We start from the raw sequence: 21845 nt of genomic DNA on the forward strand, positions 1-21845 counted from the left end.
AATCCGCAGGCCGGACCCTGTGCTCCAGGCTGATGCAAAGCCTTGGAGAGCAGCAATGAGTGAAACCAGTCCGAACCTGAACCTGCCCCTGATCCAGCCGGCCCAGGCACAAAAACATGTCACCGTGAATGAAGCCCTCTTGCGGTTGGACCTGCTCACCCAGGCCTGTGTCGAGAGCCGCTCATTGGGCGTGCAGCCAGCCAGTCCGCAAAATGGCCAAGCCTGGATCGTGCCGGATGGGGCAACCGGCGCCAACTGGTCAGGATTCGCAGCCGGGGAGCTCGCTCTTTATCGCGACGGGGCCTGGCACAAAGTCTCGCCACTCGATGGCTGGTCCGTCCATGTCCGCGATGAGGGGCTGCCCGTCCGTTTTGATGGACTGCTGCAGAGTTGGCGGATGGCCTCCCAGCGTTCGCCCCTGGCTCAGGGGCTCAATAATGCCAGCCTCGATGTCCAGATCATCAGCGAAACCCTGACCGGCCTGACAGGCAGCCAAGTCAGCACAGTACAACTCATTCCGGAACGCGCCATTCTGCTCGCCGTGTCCATCCGGGTCAGTGAGACCGTCACCGGTGCCACGAGTTTTGATTGCGGCCTGGCTGGCGAGGCCAGCGCCTTCGGTGGATCGCTGGGCGTGTTGTCAGGCAGTACGAATATCGGCGTGGTCGGGCCGCGTCCCTTTTATGCCGACACACCGGTCATACTGACGGCCAATGGTGGAGATTTCACGGGCGGCAGTGTCGATATCGCCTTCCACCTCTTGCGGTTTACCGCCCCGGCGGGCTGATCGCCTTCACAAGGTCCGTCATGATCCGATTGAGCACGGCTTGTGTAGTCTCGGTCATGCCATGGCCATTGACCGGAACCAGGTCGAACCCGGCATGGGGACAAGCTTCGGCCAGCTCGAAAGCGGCGCTGGCAGGGCAGACCATGTCATAGCGCGACTGCAGGATATGCATGGGGATATCGGCGAGGCGCGACGCGTCCCGCAAGAGCTGGTCGGGTTCCAGAAAACAGTCATTCAGGAAGTAGTGCGCTTCGATCAGCGAATGCGCTGCAATGAATTTCTCACCACGTGTCTTCAACCCGTCGCGCACAGCCTCGGCCGGATTGTCCAGATAGGAAAGCCGGTCCTCATACTCGGTCCAGCGGTAGAGAGCCGACTGCCGCAGATCATCCAGCGCTGTCGCCGGGTCTTTGAGCGCGGCCTCAAGGTCTTCCAGACCATTCGCGACTTCTGCCTTCATGGCCTCGAAATACCACTCCATCGTCGCGCGAACCGATGAACGGGCAGTTTCGGGAACCGGCGCAATGAAATGCGCAAACGCGTCGGGAAAGGCCATGCGCGCGCCATTGGGGCCCTGCAGCCAGTCCATGTCCTGCGGCCGGCCCAGGAATATCCCTTCCACCACCAGGCCCAGAACCCGCTCCGGATGCGTCTGTGCATAGGCCAGCGCCAGCGTCGATCCCCAGGACGGGCCGAACACGATCCAGCGTTCAATACCGAGATGATCCCGCAGCGCCTCGATATCCGCGATCAAATGCTGCGTCGTGTTGGCGGTCAGATCGAGATGCGGTGTCGACCGGCCGCAGCTGCGTTGGTCGAACAGGACCAGATTGAACACATCCGGATCGAACATGCGCCGGTATTTAGGTGCCGCGCCCGAGCCGGGACCGCCATGCAGGAAGAGCAGGGGCAGGCCGTCGGGATTGGCGCACAGATCATAGGCCAGGTCATGCCCGTCCGTGACCGCCAGACGGCCGGTTGAACGGGGTTCGATCGCGTCAAAATAATGGGACATGACGTCAGGCTAGCCTTGTGTCCGGCTCGACGCCAAGAGCGATGGCATCAGCGGTGAACATCCAGCAGAGGGCGAGCGGCCCGGCTGGCCTGTTGGAGGCTGGAGAGCGCCGCGTCCGGGGTGTCGGCATGAGGCCCGTCCAGTTGGCCGCCGATCAGCACCGTGCTCGACCATTCGCAATCGCCATCGCGGTGCACGGCTTCCACCTCGTGGACCAGAATGTCCGGACCATCCGCGATCGGGCTGTAGACGGGACGAACGGTCTGACCCAGGCCGCTTTCCACCTGGCTCTTGGCTGCGTCCAGATCCAGCGGGCAGGCCTGACGGGCGTCCAGATCGTCGGTGATGTTGATGAACGTATAGACCAGTTCGCGCTGGGGCAGGGGTTCCGGCAGGATTCCGGCGGCACGCAGTTCCGGCGTGAACACGACCAGCGCACTGGCGGCCGACCCCGTCACGGCCAGCGCCATCGCGGCCCGGAAAACATCAGAACGAAACATGCCCGGCAATCCCCCGTCGAACGCGGGCAAACTAGGCGGGCCGGGCGTCCGCGTCCAGATAGGAAAGACGTCCGGCCCTGTCCCATGGTCTATTTGCGCTGAGACGGTGCCAGCAGCGCACGGGCTAGTGCGCGTTCCACGCTGTCAGGATCCACCTCCCATTGGTCTGATGTCACGAAAATCGCCACATCATGATCGGCGTAATAGCGCCAGTGTCCGTTGAAGGCCCGGCTGCCGCCATTGTGCCAATAGACCCGGCCCAGTTGGGGCAGATCTTCCACGACAAGGCCGTAGCCATAATGGCTTGGCGCATTTTCACCTTCCTGTTCATAGGGTTGATGGGCGCGTTCCGTTGCCGCCTGGCCGGTTAGCGCCCCGGTCTCATAGGCCCGGATCCAGGCCAGCATGTCCGACGGTGTGGAGAGCATTCCCCCATTGCCGATCAGGTGCCAGGACGCACGGTCGCCACCCCAGGAAACCTCCGTCACGGCTTGGCCCCCAGACGTTGCGCAGCATTGCGACTCATAACCGGTGTGCGTCAGCCCGGCCGGTTCGAGGAAATGGCGACCCAGATAGGTGTCGAATGCTTCACCGGTCGCGACTTCCACCACGGCAGCCAGAATGGAATAGCCGACATTGGAATACTCGTAGCGCGTACCCGGCTCGGAGAGGAGCGGTGTCGACCAAGCGCGGGCGAGATAGGCGTCTCGGTCCAGATACTCGGTGTCCTCGCCCAGTGCATGCGGCAAGCCAGCTGTGTGGGTGAGCATTTGGTGCAGGGTGATCCCCGCCTTTTCGGCCGGGACATCAGCAAAGATTTCAGCCAGCGTCGTTCCGGGGAACAGTTCGCCGTCCTCGATCAGGCGGGCCAGCACCATCCCGGTCAGGCTCTTGGACATGGAGAGGATGTCGATTTGTGAATCAGGGCCGAAGTGCATGTCGGCGCTGTCTTCACCGCGGGCATACACGGTCTGTCCCTGATGCGAGATCATGACATAGCCGGTGAAACCGGCCTCCACCAATCGGTCAAAGGTCGCGTCCAGCCGGGGCCGGACATGTTCCTCAGACAGGGACGGGCGGTCGCCAGCCTGGGCACAGGCTGCCGGAGGCAGGGCCAGCAGGCTCAGGCCCAGGGCCAGACATGCGAAACGGGTCATGCTTGATTTCCTTTTATTTTCGCGGAAGGTGCGGGAAAGGCGGTTTCGCTAGATATCGTGGCCCTGCCTGACCTGACGAAAACGTTTCGAAACATGTCCGACCTTGCCCATAAGCCAGTCTCGAATTCGTCCGTGCGCTGTGTGCGGATCGGCGAGGCCGTGTGCGATCTCAATGCCGGTCTGGTCCGGTGTGCCGGGCGGGACGACCGGCTGGAACCGCGCCTGGCCGGCGTGCTCGCGCTTCTTGTCCAGCGCGCACCCGACGCGATTTCCCGCGATGAGTTTCTGGATCTGGTCTGGGACGGCGAGGGGAGTGACGAAGCGCTCACCCAGTCCATTTCCCGCCTGCGCCGCCTGCTGGGCGATGCTGGGGCTATCAAGACGCATCCGCGGATTGGCTACAGTCTCGCGAGGCCTGCGGAACCGGCGCGCCCGGCTGAACCGGGCGTCACGCTTGCCGGACATCCTGCCATCGGGTTTGCCCGCCGGAATCCCGGCCTGTCAGTGGCGGTGGGTGTGTTGCTGGTCTTTGCCGTGGTCGCAGCCATCCGCCTTCTGGCGCCTCCGCCCGACCGCGAAATCGAATTCATCGTGCAGGACTCTGAAACCGGTGAAGTCGAGTTCGAAGTCCTGCAGGGCGGGAATTGAGGAGCTGCCGTTCGGGTGACGGCGTCAGCGCAGGAAGAAATAGGCCAGCGCGACCAGGGCCCAGAACACAATCATGATCGCGAACCCGTTGATCAGGCCGCGTGCCGGGCGCGACGGATCATCCTGTTCCGGCGTTTCAGGCGCAGCGTCGGCGGAACGGGACTCAGAACTCTTCCGCTTCGGTGGCGTGTCGAGCAGGGTCGTGGAATAGGGTTTCAAGGCACTGTTGGGGTTGCGTGGATACTCAGGGTTTCAACTCAGGCCGTCTGGGTAACACGGTTCGCCCAGCCGCCAAAACATTTGCGCGTAGAATGGGATGCCTCTGGAACAGGTTCGCCTGAAGGGCTCGATGTCCCCTCCATCGGAGGCGTTTGCGAAGCAAACCGGCGTGAGATCACAACCGCAGCTCCGCACCGCTCTCTGCCCTGCAGCCTTGAGCGCATTCCATGTGAGCATCGACCCTGACACCGTCAGGGCGTGCCGGGACTCGGGTCGAGCGGAGCGGGAACAATCAAAAAAACCGGGCCAAAGGCGCAAGCGCGACTGCGCGCCAGCCCCTGATGGGCCGCCCATCGGAGACGTTTGCGAAGCAAACTGTCGTGAGATCAAGAAAATGGTGCCGCTAGAGTGAATTGAACACTCGACCTCTCCCTTACCAAGGGAACGCTCTACCCCTGAGCTATAGCGGCGCACCGGGTGCCTGTCGGCAAACGAGAGCCGGGCATATAACGCACCGTGCCGCCGACGCCAAGAGTGTCTTGACGTGATGTGCAGCGTTCGGCAGGACGAATTACATGAGCGATGCGGAAAACACATCCGGACCGGCTGCGCGCAAGCGGGCCGCCAAGCCCGAGCCGGGCTCGAAGGAAGAACGCCTGGCCGAGGCCCTGCGCGCCAATCTTCGCCGCCGCAAGGCCGCGGCGAAGAAACCGGCTTCGGCGAAAACGCCTGATGCAGAAGGCAATGACAGTGCGCCTGCACAAACCGCCTCAGAAAAACCCGCGAAATCGTCATAATGCCGCCGAGTTCCACCGTCTCGATAGCGCGCATCGAAACGGACAATCGGTAAGGGAGTGAGCATGGACCGTATCGTCATCCAGGGCGGCACGCGGCTGGAAGGCCGTATCCCGATCAGCGGTGCCAAGAATTCGGCCCTGAAACTCATGGCCGCGGCCCTGCTGACCGATGAGCCGGTCACGCTGACCAACATGCCGCGCCTCGCCGATTCGCGTTTCATGGGGCATTTGATGGCCAGTCTCGGCGTCACCGTCGAGGAAGCGCCCAATGCCTGCCTCAACCTGCACGCGGCCAAATTCACCGACACCTATGCGTCCTACGATCTCGTGCGGAAGATGCGGGCCACGTTCAACGTGCTCGGTCCGCTGATCGCGCGTGAAGGCAAGGCCAAGGTCTCCCTGCCGGGCGGCTGCGCCATCGGCGCGCGTCCGGTGGATCTCCACCTCAAGGCGCTCGAAGCGCTGGGGGCCAGGATCGAACTCTCTGAAGGCTATGTCGAAGCCAGTGCGCCCAAGGGCGGTCTGGTCGGAGCAGAGATTGATCTGCCCTTCGCATCTGTCGGTGCCACCGAACACGCCATGCTCGCCGCCTCCCTGGCGCGCGGGGAGACCGTGATCGAGAATGCCGCCCGCGAACCGGAAATCGGTGATTTGGCCGATTGCCTGACCGCCATGGGCGCGCTCGTGGAAGGGGCGGGGACCAGCTCGATCCGTATCCAGGGTCGTGAGAAACTCAACGGCATCACCCACCGTGTGGTGGGTGACCGGATCGAGACTGCCACCTATGCCCTTGCCGTGGCCGCAGCCGGCGGCGACGCGGTTCTGGACGGCGCGGTCCATGCCCACAACAAGGCGCTCTGGTCGGCCATGAGCAAGGCCGGTGTCACGGTGGAAGCGGTCGAGAATGGCGTCCGCATTGCCCGCAATGGCAGCCGACTGGACAGTGTCGATATCGAGACCCAGCCCTATCCGGGCTTCCCGACCGACGCGCAGGCCCAATTCATGGCATTGATGACGCTGGCCTCCGGTACGTCCGTGATCCGCGAGACGATTTTCGAGAACCGTTTCATGCATGCCCCGGAACTCGCCCGCCTCGGTGCCGACATCACCGTGCACGGCAATGAGGCCGTAGTGCGCGGTGTGAAGACGCTGAAGGGCGCGCCGGTCATGGCGACCGATCTGCGTGCGTCAGTAAGTCTCGTCATCGCAGGGCTTGCGGCGGAAGGGGAAACCGTGGTCAACCGGGTCTACCATCTTGATCGCGGTTTCGAGCGCCTGGAAGCCAAGCTGACCGGGTGCGGCGCCCGCATCGAGCGTCAGGCCGAATAGGCCGCCCAACAGCAGGAGCGCCCCGCGCGTGAGCCGAGACCCGAAACCGCTTCGCCTCGTTGCCTTCGACCAGCAGGATCTGGAGCCGATTTCGGCGGCCCTGCAGGACGCCGTCGCGCTGCTGGGTGATTTCGAGTTCGACCGCCGCAACAAGCGTTTCACCATCGCCTTCAACCGCTTCCAGTGGGAGGCCGGGCGCCGCAACCGCCGTGTTCGCGCCGGCTTGCAGCTGGGCGGGGTGCTCGGCGCGCGCAGCCGCAATATCCGCCAGGGCGCGGAAGATGCCGTCGTCAATCTCCTCGCCGTGCGCTTTGAGGTCGGCGAAGAGCCGGCCGGACAGGTCGTGCTGGTATTTTCCGGTGGCGGAGAGCTCCGGCTTGATGTGGAATGCCTGGATGTGGTGATGGTCGATCTGAGCGGCAGCTGGCGCGCTTCGGGACGACCGGAACATGCCGATGCACAAGCCGAGCAGGGCAAGGGATCATGAGTGAACCGAAAGACCGGATCGTCAGGATCGATCTCGATGCGGCCAGCATGGGCCCCGGCGACGTCAATGCCGACCATGAGCGGCGCGTGGCGATCGCCGATCTGCTGGAATCCAACCAGTTCCGGCCGTCCGGCGACGCGGAAGGGCCCTTCGCCCTGCGCCTGGCGATCGAGGATGACCGCCTCGTCTTCGATGTCCGGCTGGAAGATGACACGCCCGTGCGCGCCTTCGTCTTCGCGCTGGGCCCGCTGCGCCGGATCATCAAGGATTATTTCCTGATCTGCGAAAGCTATTACGAGGCCGTGCGCGATGCCCCGCTCGCCCAGATCGAGGCGATCGATATGGGCCGCCGCGGCGTGCACAATGAAGGCTCCACGCTTCTGCGCGAACGCCTGGAAGGCAAGATCGAGGTGGATTTCGACACGGCGCGCCGTCTCTTCACCCTGATCTGCGCCCTGCATCGGAGGGCCGCCGCATGAGTGTGCCCACTGTCCTCTTCGTCTGCGGCCGCAATGCCATCCGCTCACCCATGGGCGCCGCGCTCTGGGACCAGCGCTATGGCGAGGGCATGGCCCGCTCCTGCGGTGTCATCCCGGCCGCCTTCGTCGATCCCTTCATGGTCTCGGTCATGCTGGAAAAGGGTGTCGATCTGGAGGATTTCTCCCCGATCGCGCTCAATGGTGTCGGTGAGCCCGCGGCCGAGCTGGTCGTCTCCCTGTCGACAGCGGCAGACCGTACCGCGCGGGACTATGCAGCGCGCACCGGAGCGGAGTTCCAGGCCTGGCCGATTCCCGATCCCAGCGAGACCGGCGGCAATCGCGACATGCGGATTGCGGCCTATCGCGAGACCCGTGATGCCATCGCTGCGCGCATCGCCCAATGGGATGCCAGCGCAAAAAGCGCCTGAAGCCTCGACTTTTGCCTGCCAGAGGGACTATATAGCGCGCTCCGGCCCGCCGGGTGACTGGCGAGTCGGCGCTGCTATCCATGAATTTCATGCCTTTAGAAGGCAAATGAGGAGCCGCATGGCGAAAGAAGAGTTGTTGGAGTTCCCGGGCGAAGTCACTGAACTTCTTCCCAACGCGACCTTCCGGGTCAAGCTCGAGAACGACCACGAGATCATTGCCCACACCGCGGGCAAGATGCGCAAGAACCGTATCCGCGTTCTGGCCGGCGACAAGGTTCTTGTCGAAATGACGCCCTATGATCTGACCAAGGGCCGGATCACTTATCGCTTCAAGTAAGCCCGGTGCGGGACGTGCGATGACGCATGCCGACACGGCCATCCAGCGTCCACGCCTGATCCTGGCTTCCGCCTCGCCCCGCCGCTTCGATTTGCTGAGCGGGGCCGGGCTGACACCTGACGCGGTCGAACCCACCCATATCGACGAGTTCGAGATCCCCGGCGAGCTGCCCGGACCGCTGGCCCTGCGCCTGGCGCAGGAAAAGTGTGCCGCGCATCCGGGGGCAGGCGATGCCTATATTCTGGCGGCCGATACGGTGGTCGGGGTTGGTCGCCGCATCCTGCCCAAGACGCTGGAAGCGGATGAGGCGCGCGCCTGTCTCAAACTCATGTCCGGCCGCAATCACCGCGTCTTCACCGGTATTGCTGCCCGCGCACCCGATGGCCGCATGGCCGCACGCGTGGTCGAGACACGGGTCAAGATGAAGCCGCTCTCGCATGACGAGATCGAGGCCTATATCGCCTCGGGCGAATGGCACGGGAAGGCCGGCGGCTATGCCATCCAGGGCCGGGCCGGCTGTTTCATCGTCAATCTGATCGGTTCCTTCACCGGCGTGGTCGGCCTGCCGCTTTATGAAACAGCCAATCTGCTCGCCGGGCTGGGCTATCCTGTCACGGACCGCATCGCCACACTGGAGCCAGGCGCATGAACCGCCAGATCCTGATCGAAGAGAATATCGGCGAGACCCGCGCTGCCGTGGTCGAGAATGGCCGCATTGTCGAGCTGCACCAGGAACGCTGGAGCGAGGCCGGGCAGACCGCCATCGAGGGCGAGATCTATCGTGGCCGCGTGCGCCGGGTCGAACCCGCGCTCAATGCCGCCTTCGTTGATCTGGGTGTCGGGCAGGAGGGCTTCCTGCCCTTCGGCAAGTCCGGCCGTCCGCGCGGGCTGCATGAAGGCGCCGCCATCGGTGTCCGTGTCACGCGCGAAGCTTATGCCGAAAAGGGCCCCAATCTCGCTTTGGTCGAGGTGGAAGAGGGCGATGCCCCGGAATGCCTGGAACCCGCCCCCATCCTGGCCCAGCGCCTGGTGAAGGCTTTTGGCGAGGCCGAAGCGCTCTGGGCCGACGAATCCCCCTTCGACCTGGAAGCCGAGTTCGAGGATGCCCTCGATCCGCGCGCACCCATCCCGGGCGGTGGTTCGCTCTGGATCGAGACCACGCGTGCCATGACGACGATCGATGTCGATGCGGATGGCCGCAAGGGGCAGGGCAATGCCGCCCAACTGGCCTCCCAGCTCAATGTCTCCGCTGCCAAGGAGTCCGCCCGCCAGGTTCGCCTGCGCGGTCTGGGCGGGATCATCGCCATCGACTTCGTCCACATGCGCGGCGTGCCGGATCGCAAGGCGGTGGAACAGGCCATGCGCGGTGCCTTCAAGCGCGACCGCGCCAAGGTGGATGTCGCCCCGCTTTCGCAATTCTGTGTCGGCGAGCTGGCCCGCCAGCGCCGCGGCCGTGCCTTGTCGGAAATCCTGCGGGATGACACGGGTGCCCTGTCCGTGGAAACCTGTGCCCTCAAAGCCCTGCGCCGCCTGCAGGCCGAAGCCATGTCTAATCGCGGCCGCCGTCAGCTGCTGGAGGTTGGTCCCGAGGTTTTTGCCTGGCTGGACGCTGACACAATCGGCTGGAAATCAGCCCTGACCGACCGGATCGGCCCGCGCTTCGACTTGCGCGAAAACGCCGATCTCGCCCGCGATAAAGAGCGTGTCGCCCGCGCCTGATGCTCAAGGGGAAACCCGCATGATGAAATGCCCGATCTGCCGCCAGCCGGCCCATCCCGACTTCAAGCCCTTCTGCTCGAAACGCTGCGCCGATCTCGACCTGGGCAAATGGATGAATGACAGCTACGCCATCCCCGGCGAACCGGCCGATGTCGCCGAAGACAACCCGCCGACGGAAGAAGATCAGTAATCGCACCTGCATCCGATGCAGTTTTGCGCTGAAACGGGCGTGGACAGGGCCGGAAAGCCCGCTTATAAACCGCGCTCTCGACAGCGGCCCAGCCGCCTGTCCGCCCGGCGCCCGGGTAGCTCAGTTGGTAGAGCAGCGGATTGAAAATCCGCGTGTCGGTGGTTCGAATCCGCCCCCGGGCACCATTTTTCTTCCGACCCGCCGCGAGGCGGGTTTTTTCTTGGCCGGATGGACGAAAAACCAAAAACGCCCGGCCGATTGGCCGGGCGTTTTCGTTTGAGCTGACTGAAAACGTCAGACCAGTTCTTTCAGCGTTTCCGCGTTGAAATCGGTCAGTTCGTCAAAGCGGCCATCGCGGACCTTGCTGGCCCATTCCGGATCATTGATCAGGGCGCGGCCGACGGCGACGAGGTCGAATTCGTCGTTTTCCAGGCGCTCGATCAGACCGTCTAGCGAGGACATTTCCGAATTCTCGCCCATGAAGGAGCCGAGGAAGTCCGAATTGAGGCCGACAGAGCCCACCGTGATGGTCGGCTTGCCGATCAGCTTCTTGGTCCAGCCGGCCAGGTTCAGATCGGAGCCTTCGAATTCCGGGATCCAGAAACGGCGGGTGGAGCAGTGGAAAATGTCCACGCCGGCATCGGACAGCGGACCCAGGAATGCGGCCAGTTCGTCCGGCGTTTCGGCCAGGCGGGCCGTGTAGTCCTGCTGTTTCCACTGCGAGAAGCGCAGGATGAGCGGCAGGTCGGCGGGGATGTTCTCGCGGACGGCTTTGACGATGTCCTGCACGATCGTGGTGCGTTCCACCAGACCACCGCCATAGCGGTCATCGCGCTGGTTCATGCCCTCCCAGAAGAACTGGTCGAGCAGATAGCCATGGGCGCCGTGCAGTTCGATGGCGTCAAAGCCGATCTCGGCAGCCGATTTGGCAGCCTTGGCAAAGGCATCGATCGTGTCGGCAATGTCCTCGGCGCTCATCGGTTCGCCGATTTTCTTGCCGCCGGGAAGGATGCCGGACGGGCTGTCCGAAGTCGCTTCCGGGTGCGGACCCGTGCCCGGACGGCGGGCGAGGCCGACATGCCAAAGCTGGGGTGCGATCTTGCCGCCCGCCTTGTGGACGGTGTCGACCACATGTTTCCAGCCGGCCAGAGAATCCGGGTTATGAAAGTTCGGTATGGCCGGGTCGAAGCTGGCGCCGGGGCGGTCGACCGTCGTGCCTTCCGTGATGATCAGTCCCACGGCGTTTTCCGCGCGGCGGCGGTAATAATCGGCAACCGGCTGGCCGGGAATGCCGTCCGGGGATTTCGACCGCGTCATCGGGGCCATGACAATGCGGTTATCCAGCTCCAGTGATCCCAGGGACCAGGGGCGGAAGAGGGCGGACGTGTCGGTCATGCGTTTTTCTCCTCGACCAATTCGTGGCGCATCAGTTAGGCGGTGGATCATCAATGTCCAGAGGTGCGCTTGTATTTCGAATATTCGGAATCTTTCGCATTCGTCCAGACCCGGCTGGAAAGTGGCGCTTGCGCAAAGTCCGCGAACAGTGTTCACTTTTCCCAATAACAAAGCCTATTGGGGAGATCGGATGACCGACCAGGATCTGGATGTTGTCATCGTGGGGGCCGGCCTTTCGGGCATCGGCGCCGCCTATCATCTGCAGAAACGCTGCCCCGGGCGCAGCTATGCCATCCTGGAATCGCGCGAGGCGATGGGCGGAACCTGGGATTTGTTCCGCTATCCGGGCATCCGCTCGGACAGCGACATGTACACATTCGGCTATAATTTCCGGCCCTGGACGAGCGGCAAGGTGTTCGCCGATGGTCCGTCCATTCGCGGCTATGTCGAGGACACGGCGCGGGAAGCGGGCATCGATCAGCACATCCGTTTCGGTCATCGCGTGATCTCCGCCAATTGGGATACCAGCCGCGCCCGCTGGGATGTCGTTGCCGAGCATGAGGGGGAGCGCAAGACCTTCACGGCGCGCTTCGTCATCCTGTGTTCCGGCTATTACCGCTATGACAAGGGCTATATGCCGGAATTCGAGGGCATGGAGGATTTCAAGGGTGAGATCATCCATCCCCAGCTCTGGCCGGAGAATACCGATTATACCGGCAAGAAGGTCGTGATCATCGGGTCCGGCGCGACCGCGGTGACCCTGGTCCCGGCGATGGCGGAGAAGGCCGCGCATGTCACCATGCTGCAGCGTTCGCCCACCTATATCGCCGCGCGTCCCTCGCGTGATGCAATCGCCGATTTCCTGCGCAAGATCCTGCCCTCGCGCATGGCCTACACCCTGTCACGCTTCAAGAATGTTCTTTTGTCGATCTTCTTCTTCCAGCTGGCCCGGCGCCGCCCGGCCGCGGTGAAGCGCAATGTCATCAAGCTGGTGAAGGACCAGCTGGGTGAGGGGTTTGATGTCGAGAAACATTTCACGCCCGACTACAATCCCTGGGACCAGCGCTTCTGCCTGGCACCTGACGGGGATTTCTTCGAGGTTCTCAAGGACGGCTCAGCCTCCGTCGTCACCGATCATATCGAGCGTTTCACCGAGACCGGGATCAAGCTGAAATCCGGTGAGGAGATCGAGGCCGATCTCATCATCCCGGCCACCGGTCTGGACATGCAGCTGGCCGGCGGGAGTGTGCTCAGCGTCGACGGGCAGACCGCCGATCCGCACGACCTCTTCACCTATCGCGGCATGATGCTGGGCAATATGCCCAATCTCGCTCTCGCATTCGGCTATACGAACGCCTCCTGGACGCTGAAAGTGGACCTCACCTTCGAGCGCGTCTGCCGCATGCTGAACTTCATGAAGAAGACCGGCACCGACATCGCCGTCCCGGTCCCGCCGGCAGACCTGGAGCCCGCCCCGCTGCTGGACTTCTCGTCCGGCTATGTCCAGCGGGCCCTGCCCCACCTGCCGCAACAGGGCAGCTATGCGCCCTGGCGGACCTATCAGAACTATATCCAGGACATGCTGGCCATCCGTTATGGCAAGCTGGAGGACGGCTATATGCACTTCCTTCAGGCCGGGGAATGGCATGCGGATATCCCCGGTTCTGCCCATGAAGAGGCTGCTGAATGAGTGCCTGGTCGCTGGCAGGGGAACGCGCCCTGATCACCGGTGCCGCTTCGGGCATCGGTGCCGCCCTGGCCGAGGGGCTCGCCCAGCGTGGCTGCCACCTCATCCTGACAGACATCAATGAGGCGGGTCTGGAACCGGTCGCTGAAAAAGCGCGGGCGCTCGGAGTCGAGGTCGACACCTACAAGCTGGATGTCGCCGATCCGCAGGCCATTCAGGACCTGTTCGGCGCGGTTTCATTAAAATACGCGTCCGTTTCGCTGCTCTTCAACAATGCCGGAGTGGCGCTGGGCGGCACATTCGAAGAGGTCAGTCCGGAGAATTTCGACTGGCTGATGTCGATCAATTTCTTCGGCGTTGTGCGCATGGCGCGGGCTTTCATGCCCTTGCTGAAAGCCGCTAAAAAAGCCCAGATCATCAATGTTTCCAGCATTTTCGGCATTGTCGCGCCGCCTGGTCAGACGGCTTATTCCAGTGCCAAGTTCGGCGTGCGCGGCTTTTCCAACGCCCTTCGTCACGAGCTGCGCGGCTCCAGCATCGGCGTGACCACTATCCACCCCGGCGGCATCGCCACATCCATCGCCACCAGTGCGCGCATGCCTGATAATGCTGATGAATCCGAGGTGGCTGCCGGCCGCGAGCGCGCTAACAAGGCACTGGTTATGCCCCCCTCCAAAGCCGCCGAAATCATCCTCCGCGGCGTAGAACGCCGCATCGGCCGTGTCCTCGTCGGCAATGACGCCCATGTCTTGGCCTGGCTGGAACGGCTGTTCCCGGTTTCCTACTGGGGTATGGTCGAACGCCTGCTGTCCTCACGCGTGAAATAAGGGGCACAAGATGATCAGCACTGTCGCCGCCATCATTGTCGGAAGTCTCGTTGCCGCCGTGCTCGCGGCCTGGTGGTTCACCCGGTCCGTGGCCAAGAAGGTCGAAGCCAGCCTGCCGCCCAAGGGCCAGTTCACTGACGTGCCCGGTGGCCGGATCCACTGGATCGAAAAGGGCGAGGGGCACCCTGTCGTGATGATCCACGGTCTGGCCGGCAGCCATGCCAATTTCACCTATGCCATGCTGGATAAGCTGGCGGAGAAGGGCTATCGCGCCATCGCCATAGACCGCCCCGGCTGCGGCTGGTCCGAACGCGATGGGGATGAACAGGCCCGCATCCCCAACCAGGCCGCCATGATCGCCGCTTGGCTGGAAGCGGAAGGCATTGAGAATGCGCTGCTTGTCGGCCATTCCCTTGGCGGTGCCGTGTCGCTGGCCCTGGCGGTCAGTCATCCGGACCGCGTGTCGGGCCTGGCTTTGATTTCCGCACTGGTGAGAGCGCCGGAAGCGCCGTCCGATGCTTTCGCCGGGATCAATATTGCCAATCCGGGCATCCGGAAATTCGTCGCCCACACCATCGCGACACCAATGGCGATCCGCACGGGTGAGAAAACCCTGTCCATCGTCTTCGGTCCCGACGCGGCTCCGGCCGATTTCCGCACGCGCGGGGGTGGTCTTCTGGGTCTGCGTCCGCGCGCCTTCTATGCGGCCGCGACGGACATGCATGCGGTGGAAAAGGACATGGACAGTATCACCGACCGGATCGGCGAGATCGAAGTCCCGGTCGGCATGTTTTATGGCGAGGATGATCTCATCCTGGTGGCTCCGGAACAGATCGCGGCCCTGCGGGAAAAACTCCCCAATGCCGTCATCGAGGCCGTGCCGAACCATGGCCATATGCCGCTGGTGATCATCCCGGACGAGGTCACCGGCTTCGTCCAGCGCATGGCGGAAAAATCCTTCCGCTAGAGCGGCGGCAGGGCGCGGATACGGGCTGACATATCCACCAGGGCTGACGGGTCGAGCTGGTCCGTTTCGATTTCCCGGTCTGCCCGGCCAGCCTCCTGCCGTTTGCGGGCCCGGTCATAGGCCGGATCATAATGTTGCGTCACCAGATCGACCGCCAATTGCGTCCAATCGCCCTTTTCGGCGAGGGATAACCAGTCCGCGATGACCGTCTTGGCGTGGAAGGGGCGCAGTCCGTCGATCGCCGAAACCAGCTTGTCCGTGTGTGTCAGAAGATCGGGATAAGCCGTCACCAGATACTCGGCTCTTGCATCAACCGGCGCGCGGATAACCAGCCGCGGGGCCGCCTGCATGGCGGCCCACAATCCCGGTGGAACACGGCGCCGCCCGACTTGCCGGGATTCCGCCTCCACATAGACCGGAAGGTCCCGGTCAAGATTGCGGATGATGGTGTGGAGGGCCGTTTCAAAGGCTTTCTGGCTGGGCTGATCCGCGTCCGGGAAGTCGCCGAAAATCGAGCCGCGATGGTGGGCCAGGCCTTCCAGATCGATGATCTGCTCGCCATCCGCTTCCAGCTGTTTCAACAGCGCTGTCTTGGCTGTGCCTGTCTGTCCGTCCACCAGGATCAGGCGGGGCAATTCGACATGGTCCTGTGCCGCCACGACATCGCGCCGCCAGGTCCGGTAACCGCCTTCGATCAGAACGGGTTTCCAGCCCACCGAGGCCAGGACCAGTGCCATGGACTGCGAGCGCATCCCGCCGCGCCAGCAATAGACCAGAGGACGGAATTGCTTGGGCTTGTCGGCGAGTGTGGTTTCCAGATGCCGGGCGATATTGCGTGACACCAGCGCCGCGCCCATCCGCCGGGCTTCGAACACGGAGATCTGGGTATAATGCGTGCCGACAAGGGCGCGTTCCTCATCGTCCAGAACGGGGAGATTGAGGGCGCCGGGCAAATGGTCTTCGGCGAATTCTGACGGGCTTCTCACATCAATGATGGCATCGAAGCGTTCCAATCCGGCCGTGGATAGGTCATTGGTGTGAGCGAGGTGGGGCATGAACAGCCTTTGGCGGAGAATTGCCCCACACTAACCAAAACGGGGAAGAACGGCATGATGGATGACACAAGCCCAGTCCGGCTGACATCTTTGGCCCATGGCGGCGGTTGCGGCTGCAAGCTGGATCCCGGTGTGCTGACGGAAATCCTCGGGGCGCCGTCCGCCTTTCCCATGCCAAAAGACCTGCTGGTCGATGCCGCCACGCGGGATGATGCCGCCGTCTATCGGATCAATGAAGAGACGGCCCTGGTTGCCACGACGGATTTCTTCACGCCGATCGTCGACGACCCGCATGTCTTCGGGCAGATCGCGGCAACCAACGCACTTTCAGACATTTACGCCATGGGGGCGACGCCGGTTTTCTGCCTCGCCATTGTCGGCATGCCGGTGAATGAACTGCCGCGCGAGACTGTTCGGGCCATCCTGGAAGGTGGGCGTTCGGTCGCTGAAAAGGCCGGTGCCCCGATCGCCGGGGGGCATTCCATCGATGCCGCTGAGCCGATTTACGGGCTTGTCGCGCTCGGACTTGTCCACCCCGACAAGCTCCTCACCAATGCCGGCGCAAAGCCGGGGGATGTCCTCATTCTCGGCAAGCCGCTTGGGATTGGCATCTATTCCGCCGCGCTGAAGAAAGAGATCCTGCCGCCCGAGGCCTATGCCGAAATGGTCGCCTCCACGACCCGCCTCAACACGCCCGGTCAGGTGCTCAGCCGCTTGCCCGGTGTCCATGCCCTGACTGATGTGACGGGCTTTGGCCTGTTGGGGCATCTGACTGAAATGGCACAGGGAGCGGGCGTGCGCGCCGTCGTGGATCGCGCCGAACTTCCCGTCTTTCAGACAGCCCGCCGCATGGCCGGTGAGGGCATCAAGACGGGCGCTTCCGGCCGCAATTGGAAGGCCATCGAGACGGGAACCGAGACGCCGGCCGACTGGACAGAAGCCGACCAGACCCTGCTCTGCGACCCGCAGACCTCCGGCGGCCTGCTCGTCGCTTGCGCCTCGGACGCTGTCGACACAGTGCTGGCCGAGTTTGCGGCGGCCGGGCATGAGGGCGCCGCGGTCATTGGCCGTGTTGAAGCTGGCGAAGCCGGCGTGCGTGTGGTCTAGGCAAAGAAAAGCGCGAGACATCCAGAGGATGCCTCGCGCTCCGCAACCGGTCTGGGCTGGCGAGGTCAGCCGGTCGGCGGGACCGGGCCGAGAAAATCAGCCCGAATTTCATAGTGATCACTCAGCATCTGGTACTGGCCGAGAAAATTGGCCAAAGCGCTGAACGTGGTCGTGCGGATCGTGCCGCTCTGGTCATCCATGCGCAGGCGCTTGTCAGCCGAGGGGCCGAAAATGCGGGCCAGCAGACCGGCGCGGATGGGGGCGGGCTCAAACCAGGCTTCCAGATTGGCCTTGATCTGCTCCCTGTTTGTCGTTTCCCAGGCGGCTGCTGCGATCACATCCAGCAAGTATTCATTGCAGTTCTGGAAGCGCAGATCGTGCGGGTTCGAGACCAGCGAGTAATCCGGCTGGTGCAAGGCGTCGTCAGCGCCGGAATTGAGCATGATCTCCAGCCGCCTCTGCATTTCCGGTGAGGGTATGATCACGCCCACCTCGCCAATCACATCGCCCTGGGTGAAGTTCAATGGCCAGTCTTGAGCGAGGTAGGACGACCGGCGATCATCCTCGTAGTGATAGAGATTGTGGACGGCATAGCCGTGAACGCGCCGGCCGTCCTCGGTCTCCAGCTCCGAATAGACCCAGAAGGCCCCGTGCGTGTAGCGCACGCCATCGGGCAGGTCTTCACGGGCCCGCCCGGAGCGGAAGACCAGGGCGACCCGCGCTCCGCGTGCGGCGAGATCGCGTTCGATCTGCTTGGAAAAATCGGCGGCCTCCTCGACGCTCCAGGGTGGAATGGCGACGGCCCCGGACCCGGCCTCTGCAGTCATGGGGGCGGCCAAGGCGAGGGCCAGGGCAGTCAATGCCCCGGCCGACCTGATAAGCGCGCGCATCAGTTCTGACCTGCTGCCGGCCGCTCGAATGGCACGTCGGGGGCTCCGGCCGGCACGACTATGTCGGCATCAATCTCCAGCGGTTTGTGACCGGCAAAGGGGGCAGACGCGATATCGGCTGCAAAATTCAGCGTGTCATCGGCCAGTTGGGCATCGCCTGTGACGATGGCAGCCGAGGTCCCGGCAACGGCAACCACTGTGGCGGAGGTCACGGCAATACCGGCGGAGGCCAGGGTTGCTCCGGCTTCTACAGATCCGCCGACAAGCTCTCCGGAAGCGTGGGCGGAGGCGTTGCCGCCACTGTCTGCCAAGGCCATCGGGGACAGGATGAGGGACGGGCCCGCGAGAAGCGGAACCAAGATCAGTTTCAAGCTACGCATGTCAGTCTCCAATCCATGCGGGCGCCAGCCGATCGGAAACCTGACAGAAGAAATCTAGATTGTAAATGAACGATCACTAGTAAAGATTATTTACAATCAATACTGTAAATATTATTTACTAGCATAAAGTTGTGTGTGTTTGGTGGGGGCATTGACCGGATGTCGTCATGACTGACGGTCCGCATTTGCGGTCGTCAGGCTCGGCCTAGAGCGCAAATGTGCCGACGATCGGGATGTGATCCGAAGCCTTTGCCTTGCCGCGCGTCTTGGTGTGGATCTCGATCTTTTCCAGCGTGTCCGCTGCTTGCGGTGAACACAGGAGATGGTCGATCCGGATGCCATGACCCTTCTGCCAGCGCCCGGCCTGGTAGTCATAGAAAGTGTATTGATGGCCGCGCCCGTCGAGCTGTTCGAAGGCCTCGGTCAGGCCCAGCCATTTCAGCGCCTTGAAGGCGGCCCGGGTCTGCGGCAGGGCGAGAGCGTCGCGCTCCCATTCGGCGATGTCCCAGCAATCGCTGTCGCGCGGGATGCAATTATAGTCGCCGGCCAGGATGAGCGGTTCCTCGAAGGCCAGCAGTCCCTTGGCGTGCAGGCGCAGGCGCTCCATCCAGGCGAGCTTGTAGTCGTATTTCGGGCCCGGTGCCGGATTGCCATTGGGCAGATAGATCGAGGCGATCCGCACCGGTCCGCTCTCCGCGGAAATCACGACTTCCAGATAGCGGGCCTGTTCGTCCTCATCATCGCCGGGCAGGCGGGGCTTTACTTCCTCGATCGGGTATTTCGAGAGAATGGCGACGCCATTGTAGGATTTCTGCCCATGCGTCTCGACATTATAGCCGAGCGCTTCGATCTCCAGCCGCGGGAAGCCCTCATCGACCGTCTTGATCTCCTGCAGGCAGGCCACGTCGGGCTTGGCCTCTTCCAGCCATTCCAGCACATTGGGCAGGCGGGCCTTGATCGAATTGACGTTCCAGGAAGCAATTGTCAGGGTCATGGGCAGTCTTCATATCGGCGTGGTGAGCGGCAGCTTAAGCCGTTTCGCCCTCGAGAAAAGCGGGGAGGGCGGTGCGCGATGCGATCCGCCGTACGAGAATGAGTGAAACACCCAAACGCCTCTCCCTGATCTGGCCCAGCCTGGCCACGCCCGTCGTGCTGCTGTTCGGTGTGGTTACGACCGGTCTCTGGATGCCCGCCGTGATGATGTTCGATGCGCCCGGCTCCATTGAGAACAAGGCGTTGATTGCTTTCGCCCTCTATTCCAGTGCCGGTCCGGTGGCTTCCATTCTTGGCCTGATCGTGGGCTGGGTCCGGGTTGCCATGGGGAAAAGGGCATCCGGCCTGAAATGGATGATCATTATCCCCATCATTTGGCTGGTCGGGCTTCTTGGCTGGCTTGCGATTGTCAGTGCCTTCTGCGAGTCTCGCTTCAGCTGCGGGGCTTGAAACTCTGCATCCGAACCGGCGTTTTCGGGCATCGGGTGGATGTAGAGACAGTATGGGGGACTGGAATGATCCGGACCGGACTGGCTGCATTCGCAGCCTGCGGCCTTGCCTCGGCTGCTTGGGCACAAGACGCCCGTTTTCACTATGATGGCGAAATGACGATCCAGCCGGAGGCCGGCACGCTCAGCCTCGACTGGACGATCACGGCTTTTGAGGATGACCTCGACAGCGTGACCTTTGCGCTCAACACCGCGCTCGGCATGGCCGAGGTCGGCGGGGCCGGTGTGGCTTCGGTCGAGGTGGCGGAGATGGAGGGCTTTGCCGGAGCGCTTCAGGCCTACACGATCCATCTTGTGCCCTCGCAGGGTGGCGCGGCTCGCGCGATCGAGATCGCCTATGCCGGTCCGCTTTTCCCGGAAGCGCCAGACATGGCGATCAACACGCTGGACGCCCACAAGGTTGAGCTGACGGTCGACAGTTTCTGGATGCCCTTCGATACCCGGTTTGAATCCTTGGTCACGGCCGATCTCGACATTGCGATTGAGGGCGACTGGGCTGGCGTGACAATGCAGTCGATCACGCGCACCGCCGACGGTTTCCATCTGGAGCAGGACAGCCCGGCACTCGACCTCGCCTTCACCCTGATGGCGGATTACTCCAGCGTCGAGGCCGACGGCTATGCCATTTACGACACGCGCGCGGCCCGGGCCGAGGCTGACCTCACACCGGTCGTTGAAGCGCTGGATTTCTGCACGGCCTTCCTGAATGACTGGGCCGGAGCCGGCGGTCCGCTTCCCATGGCCTCGATCACGGTGAATGACCGGAGCGAAGGCGGCTATTCCCGGGGCACGCTGATTGCCCTGACGGATATCTCCGAGACCTCACCGGAAAGCCTGACCCAATTCATCTGCCACGAGCTCTCCCACTATTGGAGCCACGGCAATGCGATGACGATCGAGAACTGGCTCAATGAAAGCTTCGCCGATCAGATGGCGAATATCGGCTTGCGGGCCCGTTTTGGCGAAGCGGCCTACGAGGCCCGTCTTGAGCGTTACCGGGACCAGCTGGATGGCCAGGAGCTGACCCCTGTCTGGACACCGGAATCGACTGAGCGTCCCTCTTTCTTCGTCATGTATCGCCAGGGGCCGCTGGCCCTGGATGCGCTGGAGAACGAGATCGGGGAAGCGGCCTTCGCCGATTTCCTCCACCGCTACATGGCCCAGCCGGTCCGCACGACCTCGCAAATGCTCGACCTGCTGGAAGACGCCGCCGGACCCGATGCCCGCGACTGGTTCATCGCGCGCCTGGCCGAATAGGTCAGAACCCTTCGAATACCGCAAACTCATCAACCGGCGCGCGCTCTGTGCGCGTCGTGTTGATGGGCGCGTCCGGGTCGGCATGACCCAGGGCGATGCCACAGAACAGGGTGTAGTCGTCTGAGATGCCGACGCTGGCCTTCACCGCTTTGGGGAAGGCCGCCCAGAATTCCTGCGCACAGGTCGCCAGCCCGGCCTCTTCGGCGGCCAGCAGGAAAGACTGGATGAACATGCCGCAATCGGACCATTGCCCCGGCTGCATGGATTTGTGCAGCGAGATGAAGAGCCCGACCGGCGCCCCGAAGAATTCGAAATTGCGAGCGAACTGGAGAAGGCGGGCCGTCTTGTCCTCGCGCGGCACACCGATCGAGGCATACATGGCCTCGCCACAGGCAAAGCGCCGGGCACGCCAGGGGTCGATGATCGGCTTGGGATAGACTTGGTATTCCAGTTCCGGCTCGCCCAGCGGATTCTCCGCCTGGCTGGCCCGTACCGCCTCGATCACACGCTGACGGGCGTCCCCCGTCACAACATTCACCTGCCAGGGCTGGAGATTGCCGCCCGACGGCGACCGGCTCGCCTTGGTCAGCAGATCGCGGACCTGCGCCTCGCTGACAGGGGTGTCGAGAAAGGCACGCGTGGAAATGCGGCGCTCAAGGGCGTCTGAAACACTGCAGGACATGAAA

27 protein-coding genes and 2 tRNA genes are annotated in these 21845 nt (G+C 63.0%); 18 read left to right on the forward strand and 11 right to left on the reverse strand.

The genetic code is table 11. From position 1 onward, the window contains the following. Positions 1-55: 55 nt before the first annotated feature. On the forward strand, positions 56-787 hold the full coding sequence (locus I0K07_RS06980) for a DUF2793 domain-containing protein (protein WP_203292118.1): 732 nt from the start codon (positions 56-58) through the stop codon (positions 785-787). Here I0K07_RS06980 and pip read toward each other — a convergent pair. From pip to I0K07_RS06995, 3 genes are all read right to left on the reverse strand, one after another. After that, positions 768-1802, reverse strand: a complete 1035-nt coding sequence (gene pip / locus I0K07_RS06985; RefSeq protein ID WP_203292119.1) for a prolyl aminopeptidase — start codon at positions 1800-1802, stop codon at positions 768-770. The genes I0K07_RS06980 and pip overlap by 20 nt on opposite strands. A 47-nt stretch (positions 1803-1849) precedes the next feature. Continuing rightward, a complete protein-coding gene (locus I0K07_RS06990) occupies positions 1850-2302 on the reverse strand; it encodes a hypothetical protein (RefSeq protein ID WP_203292120.1) in 453 nt (150 codons plus the stop codon). 89 nt (positions 2303-2391) lie between these two features. Next, positions 2392-3459, reverse strand: coding sequence for a serine hydrolase domain-containing protein (locus tag I0K07_RS06995; RefSeq protein ID WP_203292121.1), 1068 nt, complete (start codon positions 3457-3459; stop codon positions 2392-2394). Positions 3460-3552: 93 nt separating this feature from the next. Between I0K07_RS06995 and I0K07_RS07000 the strand changes: the two genes are divergently transcribed. Then, positions 3553-4107, forward strand: a complete 555-nt coding sequence (locus I0K07_RS07000; RefSeq protein ID WP_203292122.1) for a winged helix-turn-helix domain-containing protein — start codon at positions 3553-3555, stop codon at positions 4105-4107. 24 nt (positions 4108-4131) lie between these two features. Here I0K07_RS07000 and I0K07_RS07005 read toward each other — a convergent pair whose 3' ends face one another. Continuing rightward, a complete protein-coding gene (locus I0K07_RS07005; RefSeq protein ID WP_203292123.1) occupies positions 4132-4326 on the reverse strand; it encodes a hypothetical protein in 195 nt (64 codons plus the stop codon). A gap of 395 nt (positions 4327-4721) precedes the next feature. Next, positions 4722-4796, reverse strand: a tRNA-Thr gene (locus I0K07_RS07010). 105 nt (positions 4797-4901) lie between these two features. Here I0K07_RS07010 and I0K07_RS07015 point away from each other — a divergent pair. The 10 genes from I0K07_RS07015 to I0K07_RS07060 all read left to right on the forward strand — a co-directional run bounded on the left by I0K07_RS07015 (position 4902) and on the right by I0K07_RS07060 (position 10277). Further along, the gene (locus I0K07_RS07015) at positions 4902-5123 is read left to right on the forward strand and encodes a hypothetical protein (RefSeq protein WP_203292124.1); all 222 of its coding nucleotides are present in this window, start codon (positions 4902-4904) and stop codon (positions 5121-5123) included. Positions 5124-5186: 63 nt separating this feature from the next. Continuing rightward, positions 5187-6452, forward strand: coding sequence for a UDP-N-acetylglucosamine 1-carboxyvinyltransferase (gene murA / locus I0K07_RS07020; RefSeq protein ID WP_203292125.1), 1266 nt, complete (start codon positions 5187-5189; stop codon positions 6450-6452). Between the two features lie 28 nt (positions 6453-6480). Continuing rightward, positions 6481-6939 carry a DUF2948 family protein gene (locus I0K07_RS07025; protein ID WP_203292126.1) on the forward strand — a complete coding sequence of 153 codons (459 nt, stop codon included), beginning with the start codon at positions 6481-6483 and terminating at the stop codon, positions 6937-6939. Next, positions 6936-7418 (forward strand): UPF0262 family protein, encoded by a 483-nt coding sequence (locus I0K07_RS07030; RefSeq protein WP_203292127.1) that lies wholly within the window; start codon positions 6936-6938, stop codon positions 7416-7418. Before I0K07_RS07025 ends, I0K07_RS07030 begins: the two co-directional genes overlap by 4 nt. After that, complete coding sequence (locus I0K07_RS07035) at positions 7415-7846, forward strand: arsenate-mycothiol transferase ArsC (protein ID WP_203292128.1); 432 nt, start codon at positions 7415-7417, stop codon at positions 7844-7846. Before I0K07_RS07030 ends, I0K07_RS07035 begins: the two co-directional genes overlap by 4 nt. A gap of 118 nt (positions 7847-7964) precedes the next feature. Further along, the gene (infA, locus tag I0K07_RS07040; RefSeq protein WP_019961978.1) at positions 7965-8183 is read left to right on the forward strand and encodes a translation initiation factor IF-1; all 219 of its coding nucleotides are present in this window, start codon (positions 7965-7967) and stop codon (positions 8181-8183) included. A gap of 19 nt (positions 8184-8202) precedes the next feature. Beyond that, positions 8203-8832 carry a Maf family nucleotide pyrophosphatase gene (locus I0K07_RS07045; RefSeq protein WP_203292129.1) on the forward strand — a complete coding sequence of 210 codons (630 nt, stop codon included), beginning with the start codon at positions 8203-8205 and terminating at the stop codon, positions 8830-8832. Beyond that, the gene (locus I0K07_RS07050) at positions 8829-9902 is read left to right on the forward strand and encodes a ribonuclease E/G (RefSeq protein ID WP_203292130.1); all 1074 of its coding nucleotides are present in this window, start codon (positions 8829-8831) and stop codon (positions 9900-9902) included. Before I0K07_RS07045 ends, I0K07_RS07050 begins: the two co-directional genes overlap by 4 nt. A gap of 22 nt (positions 9903-9924) precedes the next feature. Further along, positions 9925-10092 carry a DNA gyrase inhibitor YacG gene (locus tag I0K07_RS07055; RefSeq protein WP_203292237.1) on the forward strand — a complete coding sequence of 56 codons (168 nt, stop codon included), beginning with the start codon at positions 9925-9927 and terminating at the stop codon, positions 10090-10092. 109 nt (positions 10093-10201) lie between these two features. Then, positions 10202-10277: transfer RNA gene (locus I0K07_RS07060), tRNA-Phe, on the forward strand. Positions 10278-10386: 109 nt separating this feature from the next. Here I0K07_RS07060 and I0K07_RS07065 read toward each other — a convergent pair. Then, positions 10387-11487, reverse strand: coding sequence for an NADH:flavin oxidoreductase (locus I0K07_RS07065; RefSeq protein ID WP_203292131.1), 1101 nt, complete (start codon positions 11485-11487; stop codon positions 10387-10389). Between the two features lie 190 nt (positions 11488-11677). Here I0K07_RS07065 and I0K07_RS07070 point away from each other — a divergent pair, with 190 nt between their 5' ends. From I0K07_RS07070 to I0K07_RS07080, 3 genes are read left to right on the forward strand one after another with little or no spacing between them, the layout of a single operon-like run. Further along, a complete protein-coding gene (locus I0K07_RS07070; RefSeq protein ID WP_203292132.1) occupies positions 11678-13177 on the forward strand; it encodes a flavin-containing monooxygenase in 1500 nt (499 codons plus the stop codon). Then, complete coding sequence (locus I0K07_RS07075) at positions 13174-14001, forward strand: SDR family NAD(P)-dependent oxidoreductase (protein WP_203292133.1); 828 nt, start codon at positions 13174-13176, stop codon at positions 13999-14001. Before I0K07_RS07070 ends, I0K07_RS07075 begins: the two co-directional genes overlap by 4 nt. 10 nt (positions 14002-14011) lie before the next feature. Continuing rightward, the gene (locus I0K07_RS07080; protein WP_203292134.1) at positions 14012-14968 is read left to right on the forward strand and encodes an alpha/beta fold hydrolase; all 957 of its coding nucleotides are present in this window, start codon (positions 14012-14014) and stop codon (positions 14966-14968) included. Here the strand turns inward: I0K07_RS07080 and mnmH are convergent. Then, entirely contained in the window at positions 14965-16023 is a 1059-nt protein-coding gene (mnmH, locus tag I0K07_RS07085; RefSeq protein WP_203292135.1) for a tRNA 2-selenouridine(34) synthase MnmH, read from the reverse strand. The genes I0K07_RS07080 and mnmH overlap by 4 nt on opposite strands. Positions 16024-16077: 54 nt before the next feature. On the opposite strand from mnmH, the gene selD reads away from it, so the two are divergent. Next, a complete protein-coding gene (selD, locus tag I0K07_RS07090) occupies positions 16078-17130 on the forward strand; it encodes a selenide, water dikinase SelD (protein ID WP_203292136.1) in 1053 nt (350 codons plus the stop codon). A gap of 65 nt (positions 17131-17195) precedes the next feature. Here selD and I0K07_RS07095 read toward each other — a convergent pair whose 3' ends face one another. From I0K07_RS07095 to I0K07_RS07105, 3 genes are all read right to left on the reverse strand, one after another. After that, the gene (locus I0K07_RS07095) at positions 17196-18020 is read right to left on the reverse strand and encodes a DUF2145 domain-containing protein (RefSeq protein WP_238934636.1); all 825 of its coding nucleotides are present in this window, start codon (positions 18018-18020) and stop codon (positions 17196-17198) included. Further along, positions 18020-18400 (reverse strand): hypothetical protein, encoded by a 381-nt coding sequence (locus I0K07_RS07100; protein ID WP_203292137.1) that lies wholly within the window; start codon positions 18398-18400, stop codon positions 18020-18022. The genes I0K07_RS07095 and I0K07_RS07100 overlap by 1 nt, the downstream gene beginning before the upstream one ends. Positions 18401-18605: 205 nt before the next feature. Beyond that, positions 18606-19394: an exodeoxyribonuclease III gene (locus I0K07_RS07105; RefSeq protein WP_203292138.1), complete on the reverse strand. Its 789-nt coding sequence runs from the start codon at positions 19392-19394 to the stop codon at positions 18606-18608. 71 nt (positions 19395-19465) lie between these two features. Here I0K07_RS07105 and I0K07_RS07110 point away from each other — a divergent pair, with 71 nt between their 5' ends. After that, positions 19466-19843 (forward strand): hypothetical protein, encoded by a 378-nt coding sequence (locus tag I0K07_RS07110; protein WP_203292139.1) that lies wholly within the window; start codon positions 19466-19468, stop codon positions 19841-19843. A gap of 65 nt (positions 19844-19908) precedes the next feature. After that, complete coding sequence (locus tag I0K07_RS07115; protein WP_203292140.1) at positions 19909-21159, forward strand: M1 family aminopeptidase; 1251 nt, start codon at positions 19909-19911, stop codon at positions 21157-21159. 1 nt (position 21160) lies between these two features. Here I0K07_RS07115 and I0K07_RS07120 read toward each other — a convergent pair whose 3' ends face one another. After that, positions 21161-21841 (reverse strand): nitroreductase, encoded by a 681-nt coding sequence (locus I0K07_RS07120; RefSeq protein WP_203292141.1) that lies wholly within the window; start codon positions 21839-21841, stop codon positions 21161-21163. Between the last annotated feature and the right edge of the window lie 4 nt (positions 21842-21845).

It is taken from the genome of Maricaulis parjimensis, assembly GCF_016817355.1.
Classification (GTDB): Bacteria; Pseudomonadota; Alphaproteobacteria; order Caulobacterales; family Maricaulaceae; genus Maricaulis; species Maricaulis parjimensis.

Excerpts from the sequence above, each read along its gene's own strand:
- I0K07_RS07030 (WP_203292127.1), top strand. The coding sequence starts at position 6,936 with ATGAGTGAACCGAAAGACCGGATCGTCAGGATCGATCTCGATGCGGCC.
- I0K07_RS07050 (WP_203292130.1), top strand. The coding sequence starts at position 8,829 with ATGAACCGCCAGATCCTGATCGAAGAGAATATCGGCGAGACCCGCGCT.
- I0K07_RS07105 (WP_203292138.1), bottom strand. The coding sequence starts at position 19,394 with ATGACCCTGACAATTGCTTCCTGGAACGTCAATTCGATCAAGGCCCGC.
- I0K07_RS07115 (WP_203292140.1), top strand. The coding sequence starts at position 19,909 with ATGATCCGGACCGGACTGGCTGCATTCGCAGCCTGCGGCCTTGCCTCG.
- I0K07_RS07000 (WP_203292122.1), top strand. The coding sequence starts at position 3,553 with ATGTCCGACCTTGCCCATAAGCCAGTCTCGAATTCGTCCGTGCGCTGT.
- infA (WP_019961978.1), top strand. The coding sequence starts at position 7,965 with ATGGCGAAAGAAGAGTTGTTGGAGTTCCCGGGCGAAGTCACTGAACTT.
- I0K07_RS07095 (WP_238934636.1), bottom strand. The coding sequence starts at position 18,020 with ATGCGCGCGCTTATCAGGTCGGCCGGGGCATTGACTGCCCTGGCCCTC.
- I0K07_RS07070 (WP_203292132.1), top strand. The coding sequence starts at position 11,678 with ATGACCGACCAGGATCTGGATGTTGTCATCGTGGGGGCCGGCCTTTCG.
- I0K07_RS07065 (WP_203292131.1), bottom strand. The coding sequence starts at position 11,487 with ATGACCGACACGTCCGCCCTCTTCCGCCCCTGGTCCCTGGGATCACTG.
- I0K07_RS07045 (WP_203292129.1), top strand. The coding sequence starts at position 8,203 with ATGACGCATGCCGACACGGCCATCCAGCGTCCACGCCTGATCCTGGCT.
- I0K07_RS07080 (WP_203292134.1), top strand. The coding sequence starts at position 14,012 with ATGATCAGCACTGTCGCCGCCATCATTGTCGGAAGTCTCGTTGCCGCC.
- I0K07_RS07075 (WP_203292133.1), top strand. The coding sequence starts at position 13,174 with ATGAGTGCCTGGTCGCTGGCAGGGGAACGCGCCCTGATCACCGGTGCC.
- pip (WP_203292119.1), bottom strand. The coding sequence starts at position 1,802 with ATGTCCCATTATTTTGACGCGATCGAACCCCGTTCAACCGGCCGTCTG.
- selD (WP_203292136.1), top strand. The coding sequence starts at position 16,078 with ATGATGGATGACACAAGCCCAGTCCGGCTGACATCTTTGGCCCATGGC.
- I0K07_RS07055 (WP_203292237.1), top strand. The coding sequence starts at position 9,925 with ATGAAATGCCCGATCTGCCGCCAGCCGGCCCATCCCGACTTCAAGCCC.
- I0K07_RS06980 (WP_203292118.1), top strand. The coding sequence starts at position 56 with ATGAGTGAAACCAGTCCGAACCTGAACCTGCCCCTGATCCAGCCGGCC.
- I0K07_RS07120 (WP_203292141.1), bottom strand. The coding sequence starts at position 21,841 with ATGTCCTGCAGTGTTTCAGACGCCCTTGAGCGCCGCATTTCCACGCGT.
- mnmH (WP_203292135.1), bottom strand. The coding sequence starts at position 16,023 with ATGCCCCACCTCGCTCACACCAATGACCTATCCACGGCCGGATTGGAA.
- murA (WP_203292125.1), top strand. The coding sequence starts at position 5,187 with ATGGACCGTATCGTCATCCAGGGCGGCACGCGGCTGGAAGGCCGTATC.
- I0K07_RS07035 (WP_203292128.1), top strand. The coding sequence starts at position 7,415 with ATGAGTGTGCCCACTGTCCTCTTCGTCTGCGGCCGCAATGCCATCCGC.
- I0K07_RS06995 (WP_203292121.1), bottom strand. The coding sequence starts at position 3,459 with ATGACCCGTTTCGCATGTCTGGCCCTGGGCCTGAGCCTGCTGGCCCTG.
- I0K07_RS07015 (WP_203292124.1), top strand. The coding sequence starts at position 4,902 with ATGAGCGATGCGGAAAACACATCCGGACCGGCTGCGCGCAAGCGGGCC.
- I0K07_RS07100 (WP_203292137.1), bottom strand. The coding sequence starts at position 18,400 with ATGCGTAGCTTGAAACTGATCTTGGTTCCGCTTCTCGCGGGCCCGTCC.
- I0K07_RS06990 (WP_203292120.1), bottom strand. The coding sequence starts at position 2,302 with ATGTTTCGTTCTGATGTTTTCCGGGCCGCGATGGCGCTGGCCGTGACG.